Genomic DNA, 13,813 nt, shown 5'->3' on the forward strand with positions numbered 1-13,813 from the left:
TAAGCATCGAGTTAAGTCGAGTGTCAAGCGGCTCAGTTACACGTTGTCATGTGTGCAGGGCAGTAGTTACGTCAACAAGGTCGTCGACGCCAGACTGTTTCATCATGTCTATGTAAGCTGAGGCCCAGTCCGAGTGGTGCTCCATGACATCGGAAACCTGTAGATTGAGGCATGGCAGGCTCGGATAACAAAGGCGGTCAGCCAGTCACGCCACGTAGGCGATCGCGCCGTAGCCATTGTCCATCCACCTTGCGGACTACAGCCGGCAGCTCGCCGCCCAGGCCCAGCTGGACCCAGCGGCCTGCGTCGGTTGAGGGTAGTCTGCCGTCCAAGCACCTTCGCCGGATCGACGCCAGCAAGCACAGCCCAGCGGCGGATCTAGGCATCGTCGTTCTGAGTGCCGATCAGGTAGAGGTCGAAGGCCAGGCCAGCGCTCTGCAGCGCCTGAAACCGCTCGGTGCAAGCGGCGTAGCTATCGGTCACGAACACGGCGAGCCGTCCATTACCGCTTACGGCTGGACTTGCCTAGGGCGCTGTCTGGCCGACGGCCTGTACCGGCTGCAGGTTCGGTTAGAGGCGATTCCAGGCGTCGCGGTAGGCCTGGTCATAAGCCAGCTCCTTTTGCACCTGCTGCGCCTCGGCGCGAACCTGCAGCTCGGCGTAGCGGCGCCGCTCGGCATCGGACTGGGCTTCGATGCCCAGGGCGGTGACCGGATTCAGACCGGGAGAGTAGACGCCACGACTGCCCTGCATCAGGGTGCAGTAGTGCTGCAGCTCCTGACTGGTCAATCCCTACTCTTGAGCCTTGGCCTCATCGGTTAGTGGGATTGAGGATTGGCGGGCGCCAGGCGGCACTTCCTTGGACTGAAGAACGTTGCTATTACGTTCCTCACCGCGATTTTTTCTTTCGAATCTGTCGACGTCCTTGTAAGAAGGTAGCGCGACGAACACCCGTATCGAACTCAGGACACAGGCGATCGCTAGGTGTGATCTCTCATTAGGTTGTTCATCCGGGGCGTTCCCGGAATTCCGGAAGCGCGACCAACACACACCCTGCCAGGAGCCCCGGATGAACCTACATAAACATGCCCGTCTTACCCCTCGAGGTCGAGCCCTTCTCGTACAACGCATGCTCACTAGGCTGCGCGCCGAGGATGCAGCACAAGCGGCGGGGGTCAGTGTCCGTACAGCCTACAAGTGGCTCAGGCGCTTTCGTGAGGAAGGCGAGTCCGGTCTGATGGATCGTTCATCACGTCCGCATTCATGCCCGCATGGGACCTCGAGCGATCTGGTCGCACAATTGATCCAGCTACGCTGATCTCGCCACACCTATCGACAGATCGTCCACAGTACTCGGCGTGGCCATTAGTACCGTTGCGCGTCGTCTCAAACAGGCAGGCTTTCATCGTTTGGCCGAGCTGGAGCCCGCCCCTGTGGTGGTGCGCTACGAATACCGCAAGGCCGGCGGCCTGAAGTGGACATCAAGAAGCTTCGCCGGTTCTGGCGGCCTGGCCACCGAGTGACGGGGATAGTCAGCAGGGCTGCGATGGAGCCAGCTGGGAGGTCGTACATGTGGCCATGGATGATGCGTCCCGGCTGGCCTTCACCACCCTGCACCCGGACGAGCGCGGCGGTAGCGCCTGTCGAGCCTTGTTGCAGGCGGTGCGGCACTACCGCGCGCTGGGTATCCGCCTTGAGCAAACCATGACAGATAACAGTGCATGCTACCGCTTTCATTCATTTCGGCGCTAGTGTGCTTGGCTCGGGCTGAAACATATCTGCACCAAACCCTATGCGCCGCGTACAAACGGCAAGGCCGATCGCTCCATCCAGACGAGCCTGCGTGAGTGGGCCTATGCTCGCAACTACGACAGCTATGACAGCTCCGAGCAGCGAGCCGGGCACTCACCCGCGTGGCTGCGTCACTCCAACTGGCATAGGCCGCATGCCAGCCTCAACTACAAACCGCTCATCAGTCGGGCTCCGTTGCCACTAAACAACCTGCTGTGCTTCCACAGCTAGGTCGACCAAGTCCTCAAGCTCTACCCAGGAGTGATAGCACTGAGTCGCGACACAGCGAGGATGAGGAGAACCATACTCATGCATAGGCGTCCCTGGTTTTAGCGGGTTGTGCGAAAAGGCCGGCAAGGGCACACCGAGGACAGAGCACAGAAGCTTATGGAATGGTGTAGCAGGGGAAATGTACAAAATTGGTGAGGACAGACCTACCGTGCCCTCTACATAAATTGACTGCTCGACATCAAAACACCGCACTGGAAAGTGCCTTCCAGTGGATTAATATGGATGCTATCAAGAAGAGGCGCACGCAGTTTCGATGTTGGAAGGGGAGTTCTGGTCGCAACGTGGCTACTGCCCTTATCGTCGGCCGCCGTATGTCCGCCCGAGATGCAAAAATAGACTGATCGCCCAATGAAGGGCCCGTTCGGCGGAGATATTCCGCCAGGTACATGACGATGGACAGTAGGATAGAAGCAGCGACGCCTGACTCGACCATGGATGCGTCGATTTTCCAGAGCACGCTTCCCAACGCCGAGAAGCTCGAGCAGGCGCGTACACAGTTGCTTGACCTCTCAGCGCGAAATCGGCTTCTAAATATGCCGCGATCGAGCCGTACCTCGGCGATTGCGGTAGTGGATGAGAAGACATCCGAGGTCTATCGCCTCCTCGTTCGGGAGGGAAAAGCGTTTACCTTCCTGGCTGGCAAGGCGGCGACTGATGAGTCCGATAATGATTCGGCAGCCGACGATGCAAAGCCGGCAAAAGACTCCGATGAAATTGACCAGCTTGCCCAACCCGACGACAGCGTCGACGAGAAGGGCGTGCTCACCCGTCACAGCGACACAAAACTCCAGACTCGCCTTACGGGCAAAGGTCTGCAAAAGCATCTGCTCGAGCTCTACCTGAACTCAAAGACACTCGAGGAAGAGCAGGGCGTCAACGTCCTCTTTGCCTCCCTTGGCGCCCTCAAGTGGATCGATCCGAATAATGCGGCCAACGTCCGCCATGCGCCCCTGATCTTAATTCCGGTCGAATTGAACCGCGGAACGGCGGGCGAGAAATTCCGACTCAAGGCCCGCGCTGAGGATGTCGCATCCAACCTGTCGTTGGAAGCGTACCTGGACCGGGTCCACAAGCTTCGTATGCCCGCCTTCGAAGCCAGTGACAGCTTCGACATCAATGCCTATTTTGCAGATGTCGCAGCTGCGGTGTCGGACAAGCCTCAGTGGGAAGTGCTGCCGGATGAGATGACCGTCGGGTTCTTTTCGTTTGCCAAATTCCTGATGTACAGAGACCTCGACCCTGCCGTTTGGCCCAAGGGCAACACACTCGTCGATCGCCCACTCATTAAGGGCCTGCTCTCAGACGGCTTCCCAGGTGGAGAGGGAATGCTCGACGAGAGCGCCAACATCGATCCGGTCATCCCGCCGGCGGACATGCTCCACATCCTCGATTGCGACAGTTCGCAAGCCATTGCCATCCATGAGGTGCGTCGCGGTCGCGACATGGTCATCCAGGGCCCTCCTGGCACCGGTAAGAGCCAGACGATCGCCAATATCATTGCGTCGGCTATCAAGGACGGCAAAACGGTCCTGTTCGTGGCCGAGAAGATGGCGGCTCTGGAGGTGGTAAAACGGCGCCTTGACGAAAAGGGTGTGGGCGATGCGTGCCTGGAACTCCATAGCAACAAGGCCAATAAGCGCGCGGTACTCGATGAGCTCCGACGCACCTGGGATCTCGGAGCCCCGAAGGCAGCTCCCACCGGAAACTTGATTGCTCGCCTGACCGAAGCGCGGGACGAGTTGAACGGCCATGTGGCCCGGCTGCATGCCGTCGACCCAGCATCCAGTCTGTCCCCTTTCCATGTCATGGGTCATCTCGCACGCCTGCGGCAAGCGGGGGTAATGCCCAACGATGTCGTTTTGGAGGGGATCGAAGCTTGGGGGGCGGATGGTTTCGAACGGCGTCATGCGCTTCTGAATGACTTGGTCACACGGATCGAGATCATCGGCAGACCCGACGACCACGCCTTTACCGGGGTAGGCATCGAAGCGATGCTGCCCACCGATCGTGAGCGTCTCGTCGCCCGTATCGAAACGTTGCGCGGCCAGCTCGAGGACGCCCGGCAGTACATGAATGCTACTGCCAGTTTGCTGGAAGCCCAGCCTCCGTCGAGGCTCGACGAACTGGCCGCTGTCAGCGCGCTCGCCCGGCGCATCAGTGTGGCGCCTGTGCTTGATGCCGACGCCATGGCAGATGACGGTTGGTCGAACGTATCGGCGGTCGATACATTGCTGGCGTTGGGTCATCGCTACGCCGCCTTGCACCAGTCGCTGTCGAGCGAAGTCACTGTTGAGGCGTGGGACGAGGATACTCACGAAGTGCAGCAGGCGCTCACCGAATGCCCTGGTGACTTCGATGCGGACGCTGTTCGCCGCCTCTGTGCCGTCCGCGACGCCATCCCGGCGTTATTGCAGGCGGGCCGCGGTCTCGCTCACGCACTGGGTCGCGAATGCGCGCCGACCGCTGGGGAGTTTGCCCGCCTCGCCAAGATCGGCGAGCGGGTTGCAAATGCGCCACCTGCAAGCCCCGAAACGTTCGCTTCCGAGCTATGGGACGGCGGCGTAGAGCGGGCCGGGCAGATCGCCCAGACCGCTGCCGACCTCGAAGGGGTTCGTACGTCACTAGCAGGTCAGATCCACGAGCTCGCGTGGGATATCGACGTAGGGCCTGCTCGCGCCGCGCTTGCGGCCAAGGGCACGAGCCTTTTCCGCTTCCTTAGTGGCGACTGGCGCGCAGCCAACAAGCTCATGCGCTCGGTCTTGGTTCAACCCGCCCAACCTCTCCCGGTGACCCTGGCTTCTCTCGATACCCTTATCCGCGGTCAGGAAGCGCGGCGCGTGCTGCGCGATGAAGACAGCTTCGGCAAGGCTGCCTTCGCTGAAGACTGGCAAAGCGATCGCTCGGCCTCCGCCCCGCTGGTGGCTCTGGTTGAATGGATGCGGTCCCTGCGCGGGCTCGGGGCAGAACCCCGCCTCATCGCTTCCCGCGGTCCTGAGAAGGATGATGTTTCCCGGCGTTCGAAGCACGTAAGCCTTTTGCTCTCCCAGGTCGCTCCCGACCTGTCCGGCGTCCATACGGATTTTCTTGCACAGGCAACGCAGGTATTCGGTGACGCCACTGTCCCTGAACAACTCGACCTCGAGTCGTTGTTGCAGCTCGCCGTCCGCTACACGAACGCCTGGTCGACGGCCAGCCGCTTCCTGATTCAGCCCCCCACCAGCGCGGCATCAGCCTGCGCCATTTTTGAAAGGCTGGAGGCGGGACGCAAGGAGCGCCAGGGTGTACGAGATGGGTATAGCCTCGGCCACGCGCTGTTCGGCTCCGCGTGGCGAGGGCTCGACAGTGATTGGGACGTTCTCTCGACAGCCGCTGGTTGGCTCAAAGTCAATGAAGACATCCGCGCGCTGGCCGGTCGAGTCAACGAGCGTGAGGTGCTCATTCCTCGCGCGAAGGCTCTCGACGAGCAGGCCGCGCATCTCGCCACGGCCTTCCACTCCATTGCAGAAGAGCTTGCACTCGATCTGTCAGCCAGTGTCGGTGCGCCGCGCATCCATGAGGTGCATTTGGATTCCCTGGCAGCACGGCTATCACGCTGGGTTACCGAACAGGAAGAACTGCACCGGTGGCTGGCCTATCGCGATCGTGCTGCACGAGCCATTCGCGACGGTTGCGCGGATGTCGTCGCCAGACTTGCCGATGGACGGCTATCGACGACGAGTGCGGTCGCTGCGTTCGAGTTCGCTTATTTTGAAGGGCAATACCGTCGGGTACTGAAGGCTGAACCGGCTCTTGGCCGCTTCGATGGCGTCGCCCACGGCCATATCGTCCGCGAGTTCGCCGACCTTGACCGCCAGCGCATCGCAGCGGCGGCAGGCGAAGTCGTTCAGACTCACCACCAGAATGTTCCTCGAAGGGACAGTGGCTCGATTGGCCCACTCGGAGTGCTTCGGGGGGAAATTCAGAAGAAGAAGGGTCACATGGCCTTACGAAAGCTGGTCGAACGCGCGGCTCCTGCGCTCACCGCCCTGAAGCCGGTCTTCATGATGAGCCCGTTGTCGGTCGCGCAGTTCCTGCCGCCCGGCGCACTGGAGTTCGACCTGCTCGTGATGGACGAAGCGAGCCAGATCCAGCCGGTCGACGCCCTGGGTGCGGTGGCTCGGGCCAAGCAGGTGGTTGTGGTCGGTGACCCTCGTCAGCTACCGCCAACCAGTTTCTTTGCCAAGCTCACCAGTGGCGATGAAGACATCGACGAGGATGAGCCAACGAAGGTCGGCGATGTTGAAAGCATCCTTGGGCTGTTTACCGCACGTGGCCTGCCCATGCGCATGCTCCGCTGGCATTACCGTAGCCGCCACCAGTCGCTCATTGCGGTCAGCAACCGCCAGTTCTATGAAAACAAGCTGTTCATCGTGCCCAGCCCCTGGACTCAGGAGGGTGGGCGGGGCCTGCGCTTCCACCCTGTTCGGGATGGCGTCTTCGGTTCACCGGTCAAGAGCGTCAATGGGCCGGAGGCCAAGGTAGTCGCTGAGGCCATCGTCCAGCACGCCCGACTACACCCGAAGCTGTCCTTAGGTGTGGCAGCGTTCTCCGCATCGCAAAGCCGTGCCATCTTCGACGAGCTTGAAGTGCTGCGCCGTGGTTTGCCAGCGGAGGTGGAGGCCTTCTTCAACCGCCGCAACAGTGAGCCGTTCTTCATTAAGAACCTTGAAAACGTTCAGGGTGACGAGCGGGATGTCATCTTCATCTCAGTTGGCTATGGACCGACCGTACAGGGCGGCAAGGTACCCATGCGTTTCGGGCCTCTCAACAACGAGGGCGGCGAGCGTCGGCTTAATGTGCTGATCAGCCGTGCCAAGCAGCGATGCGAGGTGTTCTCCTCTATCACGGATGAGGACATCGATCCCGCATTTTCCGCCAGCCGCAAGGGGATTGAGGCGTTCCGCATCTTTCTCCGCTATGCCCGCACGGGGAAGCTCGACACGGCGGCCGTCACGGGACGGGACTTCGATTCCATCTTCGAAGAGCAGGTTGCAGCAGCGCTCGAGGCTCGGGGATACAGTGTTCAGCGTCAGGTGGGCCTGGCCGGATTCTACATCGACCTTGCGGTGACTGATCCGGAGCGCCCAGGTCGCTTCCTCCTGGGCATCGAATGTGATGGCGCGTCATACCACAGTGCTCAGTCCGCCCGGGACCGTGACCGCCTCCGCCAGCAGGTTCTGCTTGATCATGGCTGGAACCTCCACCGCATCTGGAGCACCGATTGGTTCCAGCGTCCCCAAGAACAACTCGACCTTGTCTGCCGGCAGATAGATGCAGCGCGTGCTGCGTTCGACGAGCGCGTAGCTGAGGAAGTCCTCTCAGTTGAGCAGGCCGTCGCTGCAGCCGCCATCGAACGGGAAGTGAGAGCTGAAGACGGTGATTTCACCTTCGAACCGTATGTCGAAGCAAGCCCACAGCGGCCAACACATCGTTCGGAAGAAATCCACGAGACTCCGACAGGCATTCTTACCGAGATAGCGGTTGATGTTGTGCGCATCGAAGGGCCCGTGCATACCGATGAGGTCGTGTCCCGTGTCCGTGATGCCTGGGGAGTCAAGCGAGCTGGAAGTCGTATTCAGGACGCCGTCGAAAGGGCAATTGATGTGGCTGTCCGCCAGAACTCCGTGGTTCGGGACGGCGTCTGGCTCGCCATCGCCAGCGCACCTGTTGTCCCACGCGACCGTTCGAAGGTATCTTCACTGGCGCTCCGCCGGGCGGAGTACCTACCGGAGGCAGAACTTGCAGAAGCCATCGTCATCGTCGTAGCGCGTAATTTTGGCGCGAATCGCGATCAGGTCATCGAACGCGTTGCGCGCGCCATGGGCATTCGAGCTGTCTCAGCCTCGGTACGAGATCGTGTGGCGGCAGTCGTCGAGCAGGTCGTCGCCTTTGGTCGTTTGGTCGACGAGGAGGGCCTCCTGAAGATTCGGGAGTAGCGATCTTCTTAGGGCGTCCTGACCGAGGCTAGCGCGTCGTAAGACACCTGCGATCGGTAGGGCGTCCAGCATTACGATGAGGATTGCTGGGCAAACCGTTATTCAGCATGCCAACCTGAGCAGTAGCTTCGTATGCGTGACATCTGGCAAGCACACGTGCCTACCTGCGCACGGTGTTGCGAGACAGTCCGAGAGGGCCGAGCCCGCGTCGAGCAAACCATCGCGGCCATCACTGACATGCTCTCTCTCGTACAGGCCTCTATCGCAGACGTGCAAAAATTAGCGACGGTTGCAGAAGAGATCAGCAACGACCTAGAGGTCATTCGGTCGATTGCTGATCAGACCGACCTGTTGGCGTTGAATGCCGTGATTGAAGCTGCACGGGCCGGAGACTTTGCCCGCGCCGTACGAAGGCTGTCGAGTAGTAATTCAAGAGCCACGGCTTTGGCAGCTGCGTTATCCATGCTGATCTCCGGCGGCTGCGGGTGACAGGCACGGACTACTCCATTTATTGTACCGCTTCGATAAGGGGCCTTAAGTGTCTTTGTGCCATTCGGATCCCAAGGCTCAGCAATACCCACATAATGCCCGTTTACAGCTTTTGCTTGATAGATAAGTTGGCCAGTGCCTTCGTCCCAGCGCTGATCTAATCCATCAATCATGCCATTTCGAGATTGAGTCTGAAGTATCAATTTTCCTGTACCTGGACCATAGAACTGAAGTGTGCCGTCAGGTCTATCATTTTTGAAAGTGGCTTTGGCCAGCGGATTTTGATGCTTCCCCCAAATGGTGAGGTCGCCATCTAATTGCCCTGCATTGTAGTGAGCTTGGTAGCGTAGGTTCTTCGTTCCAGGCTCGTAGCAATTGGTTTCTCCATTGAGCTGTCCGGATTTAGTTTCCCCATTACACACAAGCTGAATGAGTCTAATCGATTCATCCTGCCGCTTAAGTCGATCTAGGCTGCCAAATAGTCCCGTAAGTATGCCGTTCAAGTCGTGAGTCGGCCTTAGGAAAGACTGGGGGAAATTGGTGAGGCTGCCTGTGAGCGGGTCATTGGTACCCTTCGCGTAAATCAGGCCATTCGCAATCTCGGCGTTGCGAAAATCTAGCGTCTTGTCACTGCAGCTGGCCAGCAACACAGAAGCTAGCATTACGATCGTCAATTTCTTAAAGGTTATCTTTAATTTATCTCCAAAAATGTAGAATCAACTATTTAGGGTGATTTTCAACCTTGAGATTCCTTCATGTTAACGAGGCGTTATCCAACCATTTAGGTTGACTACAGGAGTGATCGACTTGCCAGGCAGAGACCAGAAAGCGCTAGCGGTATCCATTGGAAGGGCGATCGCTACTCGACGAACACGAAGCGGGCTGACACAAGATCAGGTAGCCGAACGCCTCGGGATAGGTAACGAGGCCATTTCCCGAATCGAGCGGGGCGTGGTAATTCCCAATATCGCCCGGCTCTACGATTTCGCATCCATTTTCCAGTGTGAGGCAGCAGAGCTACCCAGCGAGGCCAGCCCGCGCAGCGATGATCAGGCGCGCCAGATCAGCCGCCTACTGGACGGCCTGACCGAGGCGGAACGGCAACCGATGCTTGGGCTGGTGCAGGAGTTGGGTGAGCGCCTGCGCCAGGGATAACGGTTGCCCACCGACGATCAGGTCGCCGCCGCCTGGCCGGTAGAAGTCGATGGCTTGTCATACTTGGCGCCACAGCGTAGACACAGGCACTGGTAGTCCATGAATTGATGGCGATGAACGTCCTTAATGAAAGCATGGGTATCGGGCCAGCTCGTGTGAACTGCGGACATACCCTGAAGGATGCGATTGAAGGCCTGCTCCAGCGGACTGCGTTGGCCCAGTTGAGTGGGAGCAACAGGCTTAGTCGGTGGCTGAATACCCCACAGAAAGGCGTCCAAGCTGCCGATGAGGCTCGCGATCACCTGTGCTGCTTCCTTGGACAGCACGACCCAGGAGTTACAGATCAAGCAGGGTGGGGACATGGCTAAAGCTCCTGTCAGAAGAAAGGGGTAGAACGGCTATTCAGAATGAGAAGGGGCAGGCCAAGGGGCCTGTCCTTATGCCGTCGTGGATGGGGTATTGAACGCGGTACCGGAACGGCGAAGCAGCCCGCCGAAAAGCGTCAAGGTCAGAACGATGGCCAAGGCCAACGGCCAGAAGCGCAGCATCAGTACCAAGAGGCTGACAGCGAGCAAGCTGCTGACCAGTAGCCCAGCGAACACGAACAGCAAGGCGAGAAAGCGCAGAAGCGGCATAGCTGAATCTCCAGTCAGTTTGCGATTGGCCAAGCAACCAGGACGCAAGCGCGTGCCTTGGCGGTCGAGCCGATAGTCGTCATGAGGGAAGGGGAAGAGACGTGCTGGTAAAGCGCGGGGAGCGCCAGGTGTCAGCGGGAGGAGGCTGTGAGGCAGGTGGAGCAGATCGAAGGCTAGACCAGGCCTAGTTCCGCCATCGAGACGCAGCCCTCGTGTCCCACGATGATGTGGTCCAGGGTACGGGTACCCACCAAGTTCAGCAGCTCTTTGAGCGTCTGGGTGAGACGGCGATCTGCCTGGCTTGGCTCCGGATCTCCCGAAGGATGGCTGTGCACCAGGATCACCGCCGCCGCGTTGTGGCGCAGCACGGTTTTCACCACTTCGCGCGGATAGACACTCGCCGCATCCAGGGTGCCTTGGAACAACTCCTCGTAGCAGATCACGCGATGCTTGCTGTCGAGCAACAGAAGGGCGAAGACCTCTCGCTCTTGCTGGATGAGCAACGTCTGGAGATGGGCAATGACCTGCTGGGGCTCGGTCAAACTGCTGCCCTTGCTCAATCGCTGGGCAACGAGTTGCCTCGCGATACCGAGAATGTCGGCTTCGGTTACCGGAGAGTCGATGAGATAGCTGCCAGCGGTTTCGCCAGCCTTGAGTTTGCTCGAAATCATGAGAGGTCTCGCAACAAAGGTGAGGTTTCGAAAGGTGAGGCAGGACAGGGCTACCGCCTTCAACTGATGACGAACTCCCGATCTCCTGGCAGATGTTTGGCGTAGCGCTCGAGCAGCTCTGGCTGGTCCTGCAGCAGGCGGTCGACATCGAGCACCGTACGGTCCTGCGCCCGTTGCCATTGAATGGATCCATGCGGGAAATCACCGTAGGTGGCGTTGCCCAAGGCCTGTTGGAGACGCTGCTATAGTTCTGCTGCTCGCGCTTGCTTGGCCTGGAGTGCTTGGCGCAACACCTTCAGCTCCAGATAGATGGCAAGGAGACCGGCTTGCTGGCGAAAGTCACACCGCGCGCCTGAGTCCTGCGGATACAGGCGCGCGACTGCTTTACCTGCAGAGAAGGAGCCATCGGCTGGCGGCGGACGATCCGTGTCCAGGTAGTGCCAGAACTGACGCTCTCCTTCGATCAGCTGCGCAATGCCGGCTTCATCCCGTTCGATACGGTGGATCTGCCACTGCTGACCACCCAGCAGTACGGCAATGTCGGCCGCGTGTTTGCCTGTCACTGCCAGTAGGTGCATGACCTGCAGACGCATGGCCACCGGGACACCTTCCAGCCAGCGATGGACTTCGCTGGCACCCACGGCCTTGCACACGAGCAACTGGACCTCTTCGTCATCCAGCACTTCGCGTTCAATGCGGGCAGCCATCCAGGGCAGATCGGGCGAGGCATGGGACACCTCCCGGCTGTAGCGCCGAACCTTGCGGCCGGTGCTCCTGCTGTAGCGCCAAAAGATGATGGGCTCAAGCACGCTTTGCCAGAATGCGGGCGTGCTGTCGTTCCGAGGATCGTTATCTAGAGAGGCCGTTTGCCGTCCGGTTTTCTCGAGCCAGAGCTCCAGTGGTGATTTGTTCGGATCCAGCCCTAAGGTCGCTGCGGCGTCATGGCTGAAGAGCCTCACAGGTTGGGCTTCAGGAGCTGTGAGGCGAGAAGTTGTAGCGGTGGTGACGAGGTGGAGGAGTGGACGAGGACGTTGGTGCTGGGTGATCAGGGAGGAACGACTCATAAGCAAGCTCCTGTGCGGCATAGAGTGCTCAGCCGGCACGAAGCCGCCTGAGCGAGTTGTCAGAAAGTAGGGAACAGCGCTGCAAATCTGGAATGGCGTTGGCGCGGCCGGAGGGATGCCGTGGCCAGTAGCGAGGAGGAACGCCGTCAGGCCACAAGGTCGAGTGCGGCCGACAGTGCCCGTTGCTTGAGCTGACCGCCTTGGCCAAACCAGGCTGAGTCAAGCCGATACTCAGAGCTCCGCGCCCGCCGTTCGTGATCGACGAACTCAGTGACCGCGTTGACCAGGCCCCAGGCGGTCCCTTGTGCGGACTCAAGGACCGCGCCGCGACCTCGTCCCTCGTACAAGGCTTGCACCGTTCTCAGGGCCCGCTCATTGGGAAGGCCTCCCTGGGTATTACTGCTCCCTGCCGAATCACAGAGCACCCGCATGAAAAAGCCCGTCGACTCGGCATCGCCTACCTTGCGATCGGCAAGCACGCGAAGGCGGTACATAAACTCATCCCAGCCAGCGACGGCGATGCCGAGCTGCTTCTTCACGGCCATCGGGTCGAATCGCGTGCTGTGGGGAACCTTGATCGCCTGAGTGGCACCATTCACAGCGATGCTGAGTGTGTTGTTGCATACCACCCTGACGGTGGTCGGTGTCGCGGTGGTGGCCAGGGTGCCATCGCACGATGTGGCCAAGAGCAGGTAGCCGTTGACCTGATCGTTGCCTTTCAAGGTCATGCTTTGTCCCGTACGCGCCAGGGCCCAGAACTTGCGACCTTCCTTGAGCACGCCGGCTGTTTCCAGCTGATAGCCGGAGACCTCGGTCAGGTCGCGGTAGAACTCCAGAACCTCGCGCGGCTGTACGGTCTGGTAGCGCTGGGAAACCACTGAGAGCGGTGCCTTGGTATCGGAGCGGAACAGCACCTTCTGCTCGGGGAACAAGTGGATCGTCCCCAGGTGACCGACTGCATCTGATTTAAAGTGGACGGGACTTTCGAGGATCTGCCAGTCCATCCCGGCTTCGCGTTGCCAGACTTCGATGGGCTGTTTCTGAGTGAGCTGATTACCCAGGCCATGCCACGGAGTGTCGCCAGCGTAGGCCATGGTGTCGATGAGATGTGCCATGTGAGCGATTCCTTTGGGTGCACGCCGGCATACAGCGCTGCGCGAGGCGCAGCACCAACCGGACGGAGGAGATGAAGGGGAGAGCTCCGATCAGGCCGGCAGATTGAAGTGGTGACCGCAGAGCAGGCAGAGGTTGTTAGCTAGGACGTGGCGGTCGAGCGATTCACCGAGCTGAGCGCCAAGGGCACAGCCGCCCACGCCGCCAACCAGGCCGCCTAGGATGGCGCCTGATACGGAGCCAAGGGTGATACCCACTGGCCCAGCAATGGCGCCGAGGGCTGCACCTGTCTGGCTACCAGCCAGGGCAGCGCTGACGCCGCGTGCTACGCCACCGATGGTGCCGATGGCGGCGCCGGCTTTCATGGCGGGATGGAGGGATGCAACTTTTGGGGAGTGACATAAAGGACATTGCAATGACATAGGGCGAACCTTTTAAGATGTGTCAGAGCAGTTATATAGATCTAAAATTATTTTAACTTGGGAATGCTTCGTGATAAAAAAAGGGGCGGCATATCGATGGATCTGAGTCGATTGCAGACAGGCGGCGAGACCGATAAGAAACCATAGAAGTATTGATCTTTTAGAGCCAAGCTTATAAGGCGAGGTAGCGTTCGTATGGCAGTCTAA

The 13,813-nt window shown here is 59.6% G+C and carries 9 protein-coding genes and 3 pseudogenes; 4 read left to right on the top strand and 8 right to left on the bottom strand.

What is annotated here, in order from left to right; genetic code table 11:
• Window positions 1-197: 197 nt before the first annotated feature.
• Window positions 198-789: pseudogene (locus PJ259_RS01835) on the bottom strand (TIGR03759 family integrating conjugative element protein); the annotation flags it as partial.
• A 280-nt stretch (window positions 790-1,069) separates the two neighbouring features.
• Here PJ259_RS01835 and PJ259_RS01840 point away from each other — a divergent pair.
• The 3 genes and pseudogenes from PJ259_RS01840 to PJ259_RS22795 all read left to right on the top strand — a co-directional run.
• A pseudogene (locus tag PJ259_RS01840) lies at window positions 1,070-2,022 on the top strand (IS481 family transposase).
• A 491-nt stretch (window positions 2,023-2,513) separates the two neighbouring features.
• A complete protein-coding gene (locus PJ259_RS01845; protein WP_271654490.1) occupies window positions 2,514-8,057 on the top strand; it encodes a DUF3320 domain-containing protein in 5,544 nt (1,847 codons plus the stop codon).
• 279 nt (window positions 8,058-8,336) lie between these two features.
• Window positions 8,337-8,450, top strand: a pseudogene (locus PJ259_RS22795) (methyl-accepting chemotaxis protein); the annotation flags it as partial.
• Here PJ259_RS22795 and PJ259_RS01855 read toward each other — a convergent pair.
• Entirely contained in the window at window positions 8,396-9,208 is an 813-nt protein-coding gene (locus PJ259_RS01855; RefSeq protein ID WP_271655917.1) for a toxin-antitoxin system YwqK family antitoxin, read from the bottom strand. The pseudogene PJ259_RS22795 and the gene PJ259_RS01855 sit on opposite strands and share 55 nt — an antisense overlap.
• A gap of 136 nt (window positions 9,209-9,344) precedes the next feature.
• Between PJ259_RS01855 and PJ259_RS01860 the strand changes: the two genes are divergently transcribed.
• A complete protein-coding gene (locus PJ259_RS01860) occupies window positions 9,345-9,701 on the top strand; it encodes a helix-turn-helix domain-containing protein (RefSeq protein ID WP_333909676.1) in 357 nt (118 codons plus the stop codon).
• Between the two features lie 17 nt (window positions 9,702-9,718).
• On the opposite strand, the gene PJ259_RS01865 is transcribed toward PJ259_RS01860, so the two are convergent.
• The 6 genes from PJ259_RS01865 to PJ259_RS01890 all read right to left on the bottom strand — a co-directional run bounded on the left by PJ259_RS01865 (window position 9,719) and on the right by PJ259_RS01890 (window position 13,549).
• The gene (locus PJ259_RS01865; RefSeq protein WP_271654492.1) at window positions 9,719-10,063 is read right to left on the bottom strand and encodes a hypothetical protein; all 345 of its coding nucleotides are present in this window, start codon (window positions 10,061-10,063) and stop codon (window positions 9,719-9,721) included.
• A 75-nt stretch (window positions 10,064-10,138) separates the two neighbouring features.
• Window positions 10,139-10,336 (bottom strand): hypothetical protein, encoded by a 198-nt coding sequence (locus PJ259_RS01870; protein ID WP_271654493.1) that lies wholly within the window; start codon window positions 10,334-10,336, stop codon window positions 10,139-10,141.
• A 173-nt stretch (window positions 10,337-10,509) separates the two neighbouring features.
• The gene (radC, locus tag PJ259_RS01875; RefSeq protein ID WP_271654494.1) at window positions 10,510-11,007 is read right to left on the bottom strand and encodes a RadC family protein; all 498 of its coding nucleotides are present in this window, start codon (window positions 11,005-11,007) and stop codon (window positions 10,510-10,512) included.
• A 242-nt stretch (window positions 11,008-11,249) separates the two neighbouring features.
• Window positions 11,250-12,071: a YqaJ viral recombinase family nuclease gene (locus PJ259_RS01880; RefSeq protein ID WP_271654495.1), complete on the bottom strand. Its 822-nt coding sequence runs from the start codon at window positions 12,069-12,071 to the stop codon at window positions 11,250-11,252.
• Window positions 12,072-12,217: 146 nt separating this feature from the next.
• Entirely contained in the window at window positions 12,218-13,186 is a 969-nt protein-coding gene (locus tag PJ259_RS01885) for a DUF932 domain-containing protein (protein ID WP_271654496.1), read from the bottom strand.
• Window positions 13,187-13,276: 90 nt separating this feature from the next.
• The gene (locus PJ259_RS01890; RefSeq protein WP_271654497.1) at window positions 13,277-13,549 is read right to left on the bottom strand and encodes a hypothetical protein; all 273 of its coding nucleotides are present in this window, start codon (window positions 13,547-13,549) and stop codon (window positions 13,277-13,279) included.
• Between the last annotated feature and the right edge of the window lie 264 nt (window positions 13,550-13,813).

It is taken from the genome of Pseudomonas sp. JBR1 (assembly GCF_028198185.1).
Taxonomy (GTDB): domain Bacteria; phylum Pseudomonadota; class Gammaproteobacteria; order Pseudomonadales; family Pseudomonadaceae; genus Chryseomonas; species Chryseomonas oryzihabitans_E.